Here is a 14,742-nt window from a genome sequence, read left to right on the forward strand (position 1 = left end):
CTGCTAATTTAATCCATTGCTTCTGCATTAAAGCCATTGTGGAAAAGTTGCAGGGATGTTAGTTAAGTGGGCGACGTTGAAAAGTTGGAAGGTTTAAAGTTGGAAGGTTTAAAGTTGGAAGGTTAGTTGATGGCGTTTATCGTCATTACAATATGGTTTAACAACCCGCTCACAATTTTGCTGCAGTTTTTCGATGCCCCATACCGCCGCTCGTGCCCTACCTCACTTCACAAATTCCACCAAATACTCCGACACATAATCGTTCTTGTCGTTATCATTATCCTTATAAAACAACCTGGCAAATTGAGATGTGCGTATAGAAGAAAGTTTGTTAACGCTATTTGCTTCGGTACTTATTGGCTGTAAGGATGGATACCAAATGGTATGCCCGGGTTTGCTGGCCAGCAGTTGCGGCTTGCTCCACTGTTGCGAATTGTTGCCCTCACCCAAATTGCGATTCTTATTAAACGAAACGTACACGCTGCTTCCTTTCCATGAGGGACCTTCGGCTTTGGCCATCGTCATTACCCAGCAGTTGTGGTAAACATTCCAGCTTACCGATGGCCCCCAGTAATACTTAGCCGTTGGTGATGATGCCGGGCCGCCACCTGCTGATTGCGATATTTGTAAGGATGCCACAGGCTTACCCACCCCGTTGTAAGGTGCGTTAAAACCCTTGCCATCCCAGCGCTTTGCCTTGCCTTCAGGGCTATTTAAATCGCTTAGCAAGATGCGGGCTATGCTGATGCACTGGCCGCTCCACTCTTTTTTTGGGTTGTAAGCGGATGCCGTATAAGTAGCCGGGTAACCATATTCGCCATAAAACAAATAAAGGTATTTGCCATTGGCTATAGCTGATGGATCGCCGGTGCCGCCGGCAAAGTTTATTGCCGTGTTGTTAGGCTTCAATATCATACGGGGCTGCTCATCCTCCAAGAATATACCGCGGTTGACCCAGCTTTTGCCGCCATCTGTAGAGCGCATAATACCTATACGGCAAACCGCAGAGGCTGTTTCGGAGCCACGCAGCCCTTCGGGCCATTTCTGGTTCTTGTAACCTTTATGCGTTTTGGCATTGTAAGGCAAGGTTGCCGGATAATTCTCGTTATGATACAAGGCATAAAGCGTATTGCCCGATTTGTCGCCCGCATCCTGATGTATCGATTCAAACCAAATAGCGCCATGCAGACCCGGCTTACCAGGGGCGACATTTGGTGGCAGTTTAGGAACCGTAAATCCCGCTTCAGGCGTAGCGATCACCTCATCTACTGTTGTACCCGATGCATATTTTAAATTGTTAGATGGCCCCCAAACCGGGTCTTCACCGTATTTTCCGGGGAAAATGGTAAATTTGTCGCCCACCCAAACTTCCGACAAATTGCAATCTACAAAGGATTTAAATACAAACCTTTCTACCGGTGTGAGCTTAACTGTTGGCGTACCCGTTGTGGCTTTATCAGAAACATTGGGTTGTTGGTATGAAAAAGCAAATGCCAGGCATATCAAGGCACTGCCAGCGAGCAGGCTAATTCTTTTAAACATCATATGGGCTTTGGGTTGCTAATTGGTTACACGCCAAAACGTGTGCGGCGTAATTAAGGCAATATACGCTGGTTTTACGTTTAGTACTTATCTTTTTGTAAAATTATACTGCGGAACCGTATTTTTCTATACTGTTTTGCTTTGCAGCCTTTTCGCCACCTTGCCAATCGTAAGTCCCTGTATAAAGATGGAAAACACCACCACAATATAGGTGATCAATACAAATTCATCACGGTACATATTGTTCCCAAGCGATAGCGCCATCGCCACAGAAAGCCCTCCGCGTAAGCCTCCCCAGGTAAGTATAAGCACCGCATTTTTCTCAAATTTGATGCGGTACTTCATTAATGATACAGGTATAGCTACAGATATCCACCGTGCCAATAGTACTATCACTATTATAATGCCACCAATTAAAAGCAATATTGGGTTCACCTTTATCACCAGCATCTCCAGCCCCATCAGCAAAAACAATACGGCGTTCAATATCTCATCTATCAGTTCCCAAAACTTATCCAGATAATCCCGGCTTACGTCAGACATCCCCTCGCGTTTCACCTTGTTGCCTGTAATGATGCCCGCAACCACCATGGCCAATGGTCCCGAAATGTGTAGGTATCCTGCAACAAAATACCCGCCTGCAACAATAGCCAGGGTTATCAGCACTTCCACCTTGTAATCGTCTATGGATTTAAGTGCCCAGTAGCCAAAGTATCCTAATAGCGCGCCAAAAAGCAAGCCCCCAACGGCCTCCTGCAAAAATAATCCACCAACAGAAACCAACGAAAAGTCGCCCGATTTGGCAACCTCAGCGATGCTGATGAATACCACCACTGCCACCCCATCGTTAAAAAGCGACTCGCCGGAAATTTTTAATTCGAGCGATGCCGGTATTTTGGCTTCTTTCAATATGGCGAGCACGGCTATCGGATCGGTAGGCGAAATCAACGCACCGAACAGCAGGCAGTAGATAAAGGGGATATTGATGGAAAATAGCGGTAACAGCCCATACACCATCCCCCCTACCAAAAATGTAGAAATGAGGGTACCACAAGTGGCCAGCAAAATAATGGGCCAGCGTTCCTTTTTTAGCCTTGCAGCATCTATATGTATTGCCCCGGCAAACAACATAAAACTGAGCATAAAATTCATCAGCACATCCTGAAAATCTACCGATGACGCCAGTTGAAGGGCTTTTGCAGCCAAAACCGAATTGGTATTGCCAAAAGCCGCCAGCAGCATAGAACACAGCAGCGAAAGGACCATAATACCTATGGTTGGCGGCCATTTGATAAACCGATGATTAATATAGGCAAACAGGGCCGTAAGTACAATGGTAATGGTCAGTATCTCCTGTGTGCTCATATCATGGGCAATTTACCCATTTTTTTGCGGAAATGCCCTTACAATCGGGCAAACATCGCTGGAAGAGGTGTTCGGTGTCGCTGTTAATTATAAATGGTACGTTCGGTGGCATCCTTGCTCATATCTATGATAACAGTATCCAGGCGTTCCAGTTCGCTGGAGAGATAATCGAGGGCTAATTGATCGGTAGGATCGGCACGCAGTATATCAACCAGTGCTTTGAGGTTAGCAAGCGGACTGCGGATAAGATGCGATTGCTTCCAGGCCATGTCTTTTATACTTTCTACATGGTACTGAATATTGCGGTAGGCCTGCTGCAGGTGGTAATCGGCCCGCTTACGGTCTGATATATCGGATGCGGCAAACACCAGCCCCAATATCTGCTGATCGCGGCCTGCAATGGGGAACATCCGCACATGGTACCAAATCGGGCTATTGCCTGCGCCGCCAGGGTAACTTACCTCATAACTCACCGGCGAACCACCCAACACCCGGCTAACATACTCTCTGAATTTTGCCATACGATCGGCAGGTATCTGCGAAAAAAGATCGGTGCCTAAAGCAGGGTCGTAGTTGAATTCCTTTTGGGCGTATCGCAGCGCCATGTTGTTGTATTCTACTATATTCAACTGGGCATCCAGCAACGCGTAGGCGGTATCGGTATTGTTGATAATGGTTTGCAGGTTTGCTTCAGACCGCAGTAACGATTCCTTTTCTTTCAGTATCTGCTCCTCGGCCTGCTTCCGTTCGGTAATATCCAGCATGGTACCAATAATAGAGGGTACGCCACTCATCATTACCCGGCTACCATAAAACTCTATCCAGTTGCTGCTGCCATCTTTGCGCTGCCCAACCGTTTCGTAATGTACGCTTTCCACTTCGCCGCTAAGGCGCGCGCGAATGCTTTCATCCACCTCGTTGCGATGATTGGGATGTATAACCAAACTGCTGGGGTGTTTGCCTATGAGTTCTTCCGGCGTGTAGCCGAACACTTCGGCGAAACGTGGGTTCACATAAACGAATTCCCCTTCCTGTACAATATATATGCCCACCATTGAGCGGTCGGCAATGGTACGGAACTTCAACTCGGCGTTTATCAGGTCGGCCTCCATAGCTTTGCGGACCGTGATATCGCGGGCTATCACCATTACCCTGTCATTAGGAAACGTCTTCACGTTCACTTCTACATCAAACAACCGACCACTTTTGTGCGCGAACCGGCGTTCACGTACCGTAGAAGTTTCTGGTGCAGATGGCGGGACATATTTTATCGGATCAATTTTTAATTGTTCAGGATCAATCAGCTGCGTAATGGTCATTTGCAGCAATTCGTCGCGTGTGTAGCCGGTCATGCTGCACATGCTTTGGTTCACATCGGTAAAGTTGCCGTTATAATTAAGAATATATATGGCATCTGAAGCTTGCTCTATAAGCTGGCGATACTTCTCCTCGCTTTTTTGAAGCTGGTTCAATATGTTGAGCAATTCCGCCTTTTTTTCCATACTGGTATAAGCTTAACAGACTCCTAATAAGAGCAACGAAACGGTGACTATATAAAATTAGCAATAATTATGCTGAATAATACAATAGGAGGAAATAGAAGTTAGGGGACTGAACTAAAAGGACTGTGACTCTGACCATGAAAGGCCGTCCGCTAGCTTCGCCCTGCTAAATTCGATGTGAATTACCTTGCGCGGCTTACTGTTGGTGGTACGACCCGAGGCATGCATCAACAACGGTCGCATAACCATAACCCCGCCCGCTTTCACATCGCAGCTTACTGCGGTTTGGCTGTCCCAATCGATGGTATCGGGGCGGCAAATACCCCTCAGATGAGATCCAGGCACAACCTTGAGGGCTCCGTTGCCTTCATCAGCGTCGTCGAGATGTATGCGGATGGTGAAATTATCTGCTAATATCTCCAACGGAGGCTGTACCGCAAATTGCTCGTGCTTAACCGTCCATGGCCCATAGCCGGAGATATCCAGTTTTTTATCTACCGAGATGGTTAAATCCTGATGCCAGGCCACAAACCAGTTAGATAACTCGGGCTTATCAAAATAGATAGATTTTACTACGAAGTAATCATTGCCGAAGCAAGTGGTTATTAAGTTTTTTAGCCTTCCGGTAAATATCAGTGGTGCAACGGCCGGTATTTCCTTCAGGAACTGCCTTATTGCGAACAACCCCGCTGTTTTGCGGAACGTGCTTCTATCGCTATTGGCCCGGTCAATTGCATATTCTATAGCCGCAATCTCTTTCTCACTATAGATTTCCTCTACAATAGTAAAACCATCTACGGAAAAATCCATGGCTTTATTTTGCTTTTACCTTCGCAGGCTCGGGCTTCAATTCTTTGTTCCTCCTGAAAATCGATAACAAGAAACCAATAACCATAATCACACTACCTGCCCAGAAGAAATTAATATACGGGAATTTGATGGCACGCATTACGATATATTTCTTGGCGCTTTCGGGCTGTTGGTAAACGGTTATCTCTACCTTATCCTTTGTCGGCATTATTTTGGTAAATTCCAGCTTCAGTCCGGCCTCTTCCAGTTTCTTGGGGAAAAAGAAAACGTGGCCATCTTTCTGCAGGATAAAAACCGGCTTAGCGTGGTAGGTTTGGCCATGGGTAACCACATCCAGCTCGGCACCTACCGATGCCAGTACATTGTCCATAGGGATATTTTCCAGTTTGGCGGCTTTATCCAGTTTGCGCAAAACCATATAGCCTTCGCGGAAAGGTATCGTGTCGCCTATCGAAATTTCATGCGGAACAGGAGCATCATATTCCTTGCTGTCGTCTGCCGGTTGATCGCCATCGGCTCCATTGCCTTTTTCCTCCGCGGTACTGGCAGAGTTGGTCATGGTGATATGCGTATACAGATCATGCAACAAATAGTGACGGGTATCCGGCGACGAAGCTAACGCGCCTTTATTTACCTGCACCTTTGGCAATAGGGTAAAATCTTCATCTACCTTGCCATTAGCATCTACTTTGCGATAGTTTACTTTGTAAAAGTGATCAGGTAAGGCCAGCGAATCGCCCAGATAGGTCACCGTATAATCACCCATTTTTTGCGGTTCGTTACGGTACACCAATATATTCTCGCGCGGGTTTTCGGTTTTGGCAAAATCAGCAGAATAGCTTTCACCGGTATTGTTAATGGAGATTACAGTACTGGTACCCGCAGAGATAAGGGCACCAATGAGCAGTAAACCGAAACCGATATGCGCCACAGCAGAGCCAGCCAGTTTAAACTTGCCTTTGAATGCATCGGCAAGTATTTTACCGTTAGCTATTACCGAGTAAACCGAACCCCACATCAACAGCACAAATACGTAATTGAGCTTGTACAACCCGGTGGCGTAGGTTATAAGCGCCGCTATAAGTGCAGCAAAAACCAAATAGACCAGCGTAGTGATGAAAAAACGGGTAACATCAGTCTTTTTATATTTGAGGAATTGCGTAAAGGCTGTAAGGATAACTATTACGAAGACAAAGCACGATTGGATGATATTGTAGTGCAACAGCCTTGCCTTATCAGCAGGAGGCGCGATCTTTAAGCCGAACATGGCATTCCAAACGGGAATAGAAGTTACCACAATAAGGTGGAAACATGATAAGCCGAGGAATACCGCTCCAACGAACATCCAGAACTCGCGCGAATAAGTTTCTTCGTCTTTTTTGGTAATAGGCAATGCTTTCCAGCGGCTTACCAGCAGCCATACCGACATTACCAAAAACACAAGGATGCCAGTAACCAATTGCCAAAACATCCCCAGATCGGTAAAGGAGTGTACCGAAGTTTCGCCTAGAATACCGCTGCGGTTAAGGAATGATGAATACCACACGAGCACAAAGCTGATGAGCACCAAAAAAGTAGCCGTAAAGTACGAGTGCCCGGTATTTTTAAAAACGATAAGCACGTGCACGGCTGCAACCATGGTAATCCATGGGAAGATAGATGCATTCTCTACCGGGTCCCATGCCCAAAAGCCACCAAAATTCAACGATTCATAGGCCCAGAAGGAACCCATCACTACGCCAGTACCCAGTATCATACAGGCAAACAGCGCATGTGGCAACGCGGGTTGAATCCACTCTTTATATTTTTTCTGCCAAAGGCCAGCAACAGCATAAGCAAAAGGTGTAACCATGGCCGCAAAACCTAAGAACAGGGTTGGCGGGTGTATTACCATCCAGTAATTCTGCAGTGAAGGCACCATGCCTTGTCCGTCTTTTATAAAATTAAGGTACTCGGGGTTTTTAAAGATCGGTGCTTCGGACATAAAGTCGCGTAGCAGCAAAAACGGCGAGCTACCCAAATGAATACCTAAAAAGTTTATCCCAAGCACCATGGAAGCCAATACTGCCTGTGATAGCGCAACCACCGTCATCACGGGGCGCTCCCAGTTACCGGCTTTCCAAATCAATACCAGGCCTATCAACGCCTGCCAGAATATCCAGAGCATAAAGCCCCCCTCCTGCCCGTTCCAAAAGGCAGAGATGATGTATTGAACGGGCAACGTTTTAGAAGTATATGCCCAAACGTAATGATACTCAAAATAATGATTGTAGATAATATAGAAAAGGCATGCCCCAATACCTAAGACCGATATGGCGTTTAAGTAATAACCTATGCGGCCAAGGGTTTGCCAACTGCTGGCTGGTTTGCCGGCATCATCTGTAGTGGCGAAAAAATAGCTGATAAACGATAAAAGCGCGGCTCCGAAAGCGAGGACGAGAAAGAACTGGCCAATGTGGCCCGGCAAAAGGTGCTCACCTTTAAATACTGTATCCATTAAAATTGCTTATATGCTGGCTGGTTTAGCCTTAAATTCCTGTGTTTCTAACTTATTCTGCGTGTATTTTGAGGGGCACTTCATCAGGATATTGGAGGCGTGAAACTCGTTGCCTATCATTTTGCCGGTAAGCACTATCTGTTCCGATTTCTCGAAGTCTTCGGGCTTGGTGCCGGTAAATACTACCTTGCACTCGCTGCCTTTATCGTCCTGCATGTAAAAAGAAAAATAGTTGGCATCCTTGGTTGCGTCGTAATACAGCACTTTCTGTTTATTCAGTTTGCCTACTACATGCAATTCGCTTTCGGTTTGGCGGGCTTCCGTAAAGGAGCCGTAAGTACTTGTGTTTGAGTACACGCTTATAATAACCGCAATAGCGATAGCAATAACAACGAGGCCAAAAATCGAACTTTTCTTCATGTTTATAGTTGTGGGATAAACGGGTTTGCAAAAATACAAAACGATAAGCTAATAATGTTTGTTACAAGGGATATATGTTATTTAGAATTATTATTGATTGGCTTTGGTTGAAAAGGTTGGAAAAGGTTAAAAGGGTTGGAAGGTTTGGAAGGGTTAAAAAGGTTAGAGGTTAGAGGTTAGAGGTTAGAGGTTAGAGGGCAATGCAAATTTCAAGTGTATGTTTAAAATTTCGAAAATCCCTTTAATTTTTTAGAATCGAGTTCGTACAAATCCGGCACTATGCTAAAATCGAAATTTCATGTGGCTACCCAGCTATTCAAACACGAAAAATATTAGTGGCAAGCGGCACATCTGTTGCACTCATCTGCAATTTTTTATGCTTATTTTCACCGGCACAACTCAAACTTACATCATGAAGAAACTTAGCATCAAACTGTTGCTTGTAGCCTGCTTTTTTACTGTGACCACTGCCCATGCCCAGGAGTCTGTAGACACCGCTACATTCAATAAGATCAGGAAAGCGGAACTCAGTAACTCGCATATCGAACAAATTGCGCATTACCTTACCGATGTTGCGGGGCCGCGCCTCACCAATTCGCCGGGGTATCAGCGAGCTGCAACCTGGGCAATCGAAACCATGAAAAAATGGGGCCTGGTAAATGCCAAAATGGAACCCTGGGGCGAGTTTGGTAAGCAATGGGACCTGCAAGACTTCAGCATCAGCATGAAATTGCCTTATATGCAGCCCATCATGGCATACCCCAACCCCTGGAGCCCATCTACCAATGGCTTGCAACAGGCGCAGGTAGTACTGTTGCCCGGTGGGAAAATGATGGATACAGTTTACATCAAACAACACCTGGCCGATTATAAAGGCAAATTTATATTGGTACATGGCAGCAAAATAAACACTTCGGGCAATTTCAAACCCTCGGCAGAAAGGCTTACCGACAGTGCGTTAGCCCACACCAGCGATACGTATATGGTGGAGCGTAAGATGATAGAAATGTATTTGGGAACGTATGTTAAGTTGATAGCGAGGGTAGATGCCTTGCTGAAAAACTCGGGCGCGATTGCCGTTATCAGCACCGGGCCCCAGAATATCAATGGTACCGTATTTGTACAGGCAAACGGCGGTTTCAAAGCAACCGACCCGGAAAACCTGCCCACATTAAACATATCGGTAGAAGACGGGCAAAAAATAAAACGCCTGATAGATGGTGGCCAGCCCGTAGAACTCGCACTGAATATAAAAGCAACCTTATCTACCGCCGATACTAAAGGCTACAACGTTGTAGCAGAAATACCGGGAACTGACCCTAAGCTAAAAGCACAGCTGGTGATGCTGGGCGGACACCTCGACTCCTGGACCGCTGCCACAGGCGCGACCGATAACGCTGCGGGCTGCATTGTAATGATGGAGGCCGTGCGTTTGTTAGATTCATTGGGTATTAAGCCTAAACGCACCATCCGCATAGCCTTATGGGGCGGCGAGGAACAGGGCCTTTATGGAAGTTACGGTTATGTAAAGAACCATTTTATGGATACCGACGGCAAACTAAAATCCGAGCAATCGAAAGTATCGGCCTATTTTAACCTGGATAATGGCACCGGTAAAATCAGGGGAATCTATGCCCAGGGTAATATAGCTATCAAACCCATATTTGAGCAATGGTTGGCTCCGTTCAAAGATTTAGGTGCTAACACCGTATCGCTAAAAAACACCGGCTCAACAGATCACCTGTCGTTCGATTGGGCGGGCATCCCGGGCTTCCAGTTTATACAGGACCCCATAGATTACGAAACCCGCACCCATCACAGCAACATGGATAGCTACGACCACCTGCAGTTAGCCGACCTAAAACAGGCCGCCATCATCGTCGCTTCGTTTGTTTACCAGGCCAGCATAAAACCTGATTTGCTGCCTCGCAAAGCTATCGTAAAAGAAACGTTTGCGTTTGAGGGGTTCTAAAATTCACACATTGGTAACATCGTCATTGTTGAGCAACTCAGCAATGACGATGTTAATGAAGAGAATGGAGGCCTTTACGGTTGCCCTGCTCCCCCTGATGAGCCGTAAATTTGCCCGGTTGCAAAACTGCCATCGTTGGCCGCCAACTGTACGTATATTGAGGCAAGTTCTACAGGCTGACCTGGCCTGCCAAACACCGTTTGGCTTCCAAATTTCATCAATTTTTCCTGGCTTGCACCACCACTTACCTGTAATGGTGTCCAGATAGGGCCGGGTGCTACACCGTTTACCCGAATTCCTTTGGGTCCGAATTGCTTGGCCAGTGATTTCACATAGTTCATGGTAGCCGCTTTTGTTTGCGCGTAATCGTACAGATCGGGCGTTGGGTCATAGGCCTGCTCAGAAGTTGTGGCGATGATTACCGAACCCGGCTGCAAATATGGAAGAGCGGCTTTTATCGTCCAAAAAGGCGCGTAGATATTAGTTTTCATCGTCCAGTCGAAATTCTCGCTGGTAATATCCATAATCGATTCGTGTGCCTGCTGGCGCGCCGCATTGTTCACTAAAATATCCAATCCGCCAAGTTGTCGCACCGCTTCATCTACCAGTTTCTTGCAAAAAGCCTCATCGCGCAGATCGCCGGGAATGGCAACTGCTTTACGTCCTTCTGCCTTTATTAAGGCAATCACTTCTTTGGCATCCTGCTCTTCGGCGGGCAAATAGTTAATGGCCACATCGGCCCCCTCTCGGGCATAAGCTATAGCTGCGGCACGCCCCATACCCGAATCGCCGCCGGTTATCAGTGCTTTGCGGCCCATTAAACGCCCGCTGCCCTTATAACTTTTCTCGCCATGATCAGGCTGTGGCTCCATTTTACCGGCCAACCCGGGCCAAGGTTGCGACTGACTTTTAAAAGGTGGTTTTGGATATTTTGAAGCGGGGTCCTCCAGTTTTTGAACGGCGTAATTATGCTTATCAGATGCGGTTGCATCAACAACCGGCGCTACGGCAACAGCCGCAAGCCCGGCGCCTAATCCGCCGATAACTTGGCGGCGGCTTATTGTATTGTCCTTTTCCATGAGTTTTTTCTTTGTTAGAGATAACTCGAGACTAGAAAATTGGTTTGAAATTATTTCTTAAAACTATATATTTTTAATAATTACGAATTTATTGAAACTTTGGCATGGCTTTAGCTTAATTTCAAATATGAAAATTGTATTCAAAAAAACAAAACCAGCGAAAAAAGAATCGTGCACAATAGTTAGCCTGTTTGCAAAAAACATAATAGATCTAAAACAAATCCATTTTTCAACGCTGAATTATCCGGGATTTATAGCTTAGTTTTTTCCGGTGGAAAATTACTTTTTTACATGCTCTTGCGAAGCACAGGGCAATCCTATCATACACGCATGAATTGCGGAAGTTTTGATAGAACTTAAATATGCTTAAGCAAGCTTCATGCTATCCTCTCCTTCTTCTCCGTTTCTTTTTAGTTTCTGCTTTTTTCTTTTTAACAGGTTTATCGGCAGTGGTCTTTTTTTTATTCACTGCGGCAGCCGCAGCTGCCTTATCCGCTAACGAAACAGAATCTTTGCTTAATTGCTGTACCGAGAAACTATTGTTGCGTAGCCCATATTGTAGTACGCGTTTAGCGCCTGTTGGCTTGGCCAGGCTGTCGTTGCTACTGTAAATGGGAAACTCGCGTATCAGCAAACCTTCTTTAATATAAAAGTTATCATTACCTCGGTAGCCTTTTTTTTGCGAGCCTGTAAGCTTGGGGAAATCCAGTTTGTTAGCGTTGTTGTTGTTGAATTCAAAGGCGTAGATCTTGGCGTAGTTCACCGTATCTTTATCCCTGGCCTGTATCAGTATTTCGGGGTTGCCATCGGTATCCATATCAGAATTGTACACATCTGATATAGCGCCGTCCAGGTCGCCCGTGGTGGTGGTGAATTTCACCCCGGCAGAATCGGAGTGCAGTATCATAAAAGACCCGTCCATTTTTGCCCCCCTGCCCCAACTTAACACATCGAATGTTTGGCCCGGCGATACTTCAATCGCTTTATGGTACCTGAATGGTTCTGTAAGCGCAGGCGTTGCTGGCGTTGAAACAGCAACAGATGGCGGCTTTGAATCGTTGCCGCAGGCGGCTATTAGGATACAAACCGATGCCGCGTAAACATAAATTCTTGCATTCATCTTGCTATCCTCCAATTAATTGTAAAGCATATCGGGTGAAACTTCTCCTTTTGGCTTGCCGGGCAATGTCATGTAAATACGCAGCATGCTGTTAGATGTGTAGGCATCTACATATTTTACCGTAATCTTGTGGAAGCCTTTCAGTAAAGGCACGTAGCCCGTTGTTTCGTTGTTACCTTTGCGGCCGTCGTTATCCACTATTGGCAAATCATCTATGTAAAGCATCGAGCCATTGTACGATTGCGTGGAAAAGCCATAGGTACCATCGGCATCAGCCTTTAAATAACCAGTGTACACCACGCCATATTTGCCGAAAGCCTTTTTAAACGCAGCATTAGCTACCTGGAAGCTTTTGGCAATGCCCGTATCTATCACTGCCGTAGGGTTTATCTGCGTAGTGTTTACATAGGTGCCCTGCGATGCCTGGTATTTCATGCCCGTATTGGTACCCGTAAAATCTATTGCCGCTAGCGGGGCCTTGTTGTAAACCACCATGCGTGTTATAGGGCTGCGTTTGCCGGATGGGGTTACCACGATGGTTTGTAGTTCGCGGTATTGGTCTATCGGTACCTGGTAAGTGACGGGTTTGGTAAATACCATTTCCGTTTCGCGCGGGGTATAGCCATCTATGGTGTAATATATGGTTGCGCCCCGTACCGGCGATTTCAGGTCGACAGTCAATTGTGTACCGATAATCGTCGTGTCCACAGCACCAATAGCGGTAGGCACATGAAACTCGTATCCGGACTTATCCAACCAGGCCAGGTGGCCGGGTAAGCGTGTCTCAGCAAAATCCTTAAAGTTTTTATTGGCCAGGGGCGACCATGCAATTTCTGATAGGGCTAGCATCCTGGGCAGCAGCATAAACTCTACCTTTTTGTCGGTAGTGATATACTCCGTCCACAAATTAGCTTGCACGCCTTTAATGCGTGCCTGTTGCGCAGGTGTTAAAACCGCAGGAGTTGGATTATAGCTGTAAATTTTTGATAGCGGCTCATTGCCACCAATACTCAAAGGTTCCTGGTTCATTTTACCTTGTCCATGGTCTATGTATAAACCCTGGCTGCCGGGGGTCATAATCACATCGTGATTTTGCTGGGCGGCGGCTATACCGCCCTCCTCGCCCCTCCAGCTCATCACCGTGGCATTAGGTGCGAGTCCGCCCTCCAGTATCTCATCCCAGCCGATGATGCTGCGCCCTTTGCTGTTCACAAATTTCTCCATCCGTTGGATAAAGTAACTCTGCAAACCGTGCTCGTCCTTAAGCTTAAGTTTTTTGATCAGGTCCTGGCAAAATTTGGAGTTTTTCCAAACGGTCTTTGGTGCTTCATCGCCACCAATGTGGATGTATTTGCTCGGGAACAAGTCGATCACTTCCGTAAGCACATCCTCTAAAAAATGGAACGTTTTTTCAGAAGGGCAGTAGATATTGTTGAACACTCCCCAGGTTTCGGCCACTTTATAATCCAGGGTGGGATCGCAGCTCAACTCGGGGAAAGCCGCTAATGCAGCCTGCGCATGACCCGGCATTTCAATTTCGGGCAATATGGTAATATAGCGGTCGGCTGCGTATTTGATCACGTCGCGAATTTGGTCCTGCGTATAAAAACCACCGTGAGGGGTGTTATCAAATTGTTGCGGGGTACGGTCGCGGTAGTTACCTATTACGGTTTGTGCGCGCACACTGGCCACCTGGGTAAGGCGGGGGTATTTTTTTATTTCGATGCGCCAGCCCTGGTCGTCGGTAAGGTGCCAGTGAAAAGTATTGAGCTTGTAGCCCGCCATCAGGTCGATGTATCGTTTCACCATCTCCACCGAAAAAAAGTGGCGGCTCACATCCAGCATCACCCCACGATAACCGAAGCGTGGGTAATCTTCTATAGTAGCGCAAGGCAGCTTTGCGGTTGCGGCGCGCTCAAGAGGCATCAATTGCATCAGCGTTTGTATGCCGTAAAATAAACCTGCGCCTTTGCCGGCTACGGTAATTTGCTGAGGGGTAATGGTTAAGCGGTAACCTTCGGCCGGTAATCCGTCGGTACCTGTAGAAGTAAGATATATCACGTTTGAGCCGGCAGCAGTATTACGGGTGCCCACCTGTTTGTTATAGGCCATATTGTTGGCCAAAAACCGGGAGAAGAATACAACGGCTTTATTATCCGGCGTATCTGCCTGTATTTTAGTTTCCTGGCTGAGGATAAACTCGCCTCCGGATTTTTTAACAGAAACCGGTGCGGGGATGATGCCCATATTGGGGTCGGCATCCTGTGCGTGTACGAAAGTGGTGGCAACAATGAAGAACGTAAAAAGCAGTGAGGGAATCTTTTTAAACATAGACTAAATTAACCAGGGTGATTACAAGGTGGTGAATTTAGTGTTTTTTACGATTTCACCGATGGTTTTTTTTGTGATTTCACCGATTAAAAGTCCAGCAGCGT

10 protein-coding genes are annotated in these 14,742 nt (G+C 46.5%); 1 reads left to right on the plus strand and 9 read right to left on the minus strand.

The annotated features are described in order from the left end of the window. Positions 1-222: 222 nt before the first annotated feature. The 6 genes from E2R66_RS05210 to E2R66_RS05235 all read right to left on the minus strand — a co-directional run bounded on the left by E2R66_RS05210 (position 223) and on the right by E2R66_RS05235 (position 8,136). Positions 223-1,545, minus strand: a complete 1,323-nt coding sequence (locus tag E2R66_RS05210) for a hypothetical protein (protein ID WP_204985866.1) — start codon at positions 1,543-1,545, stop codon at positions 223-225. 123 nt (positions 1,546-1,668) lie between these two features. Next, a complete protein-coding gene (locus E2R66_RS05215; protein ID WP_133227353.1) occupies positions 1,669-2,907 on the minus strand; it encodes a cation:proton antiporter in 1,239 nt (412 codons plus the stop codon). Between the two features lie 83 nt (positions 2,908-2,990). Further along, the gene (locus tag E2R66_RS05220) at positions 2,991-4,409 is read right to left on the minus strand and encodes a PAS domain S-box protein (protein ID WP_133227355.1); all 1,419 of its coding nucleotides are present in this window, start codon (positions 4,407-4,409) and stop codon (positions 2,991-2,993) included. A 114-nt stretch (positions 4,410-4,523) separates the two neighbouring features. After that, positions 4,524-5,219: a phytanoyl-CoA dioxygenase family protein gene (locus tag E2R66_RS05225; RefSeq protein ID WP_133227357.1), complete on the minus strand. Its 696-nt coding sequence runs from the start codon at positions 5,217-5,219 to the stop codon at positions 4,524-4,526. A 4-nt stretch (positions 5,220-5,223) separates the two neighbouring features. Then, a complete protein-coding gene (ccsA, locus tag E2R66_RS05230; protein WP_133227359.1) occupies positions 5,224-7,716 on the minus strand; it encodes a cytochrome c biogenesis protein CcsA in 2,493 nt (830 codons plus the stop codon). A gap of 9 nt (positions 7,717-7,725) precedes the next feature. After that, complete coding sequence (locus E2R66_RS05235) at positions 7,726-8,136, minus strand: cytochrome c maturation protein CcmE domain-containing protein (protein WP_133227361.1); 411 nt, start codon at positions 8,134-8,136, stop codon at positions 7,726-7,728. 412 nt (positions 8,137-8,548) lie between these two features. On the opposite strand from E2R66_RS05235, the gene E2R66_RS05240 reads away from it, so the two are divergent. Next, a complete protein-coding gene (locus E2R66_RS05240) occupies positions 8,549-10,108 on the plus strand; it encodes a M20/M25/M40 family metallo-hydrolase (RefSeq protein ID WP_133227363.1) in 1,560 nt (519 codons plus the stop codon). A gap of 74 nt (positions 10,109-10,182) precedes the next feature. Here the strand turns inward: E2R66_RS05240 and E2R66_RS05245 are convergent, their stop codons facing one another. The 3 genes from E2R66_RS05245 to E2R66_RS05255 form a co-directional block, all read right to left on the minus strand. After that, positions 10,183-11,187 (minus strand): SDR family oxidoreductase, encoded by a 1,005-nt coding sequence (locus tag E2R66_RS05245; RefSeq protein ID WP_133227365.1) that lies wholly within the window; start codon positions 11,185-11,187, stop codon positions 10,183-10,185. Positions 11,188-11,569: 382 nt separating this feature from the next. Further along, positions 11,570-12,307 (minus strand): hypothetical protein, encoded by a 738-nt coding sequence (locus E2R66_RS05250; RefSeq protein WP_133227367.1) that lies wholly within the window; start codon positions 12,305-12,307, stop codon positions 11,570-11,572. Between the two features lie 15 nt (positions 12,308-12,322). Further along, positions 12,323-14,638, minus strand: a complete 2,316-nt coding sequence (locus tag E2R66_RS05255; protein WP_133227369.1) for a family 20 glycosylhydrolase — start codon at positions 14,636-14,638, stop codon at positions 12,323-12,325. Between the last annotated feature and the right edge of the window lie 104 nt (positions 14,639-14,742).

Source organism: Mucilaginibacter psychrotolerans, from assembly GCF_004519315.1.
Classification (GTDB): domain Bacteria; phylum Bacteroidota; class Bacteroidia; order Sphingobacteriales; family Sphingobacteriaceae; genus Mucilaginibacter; species Mucilaginibacter psychrotolerans.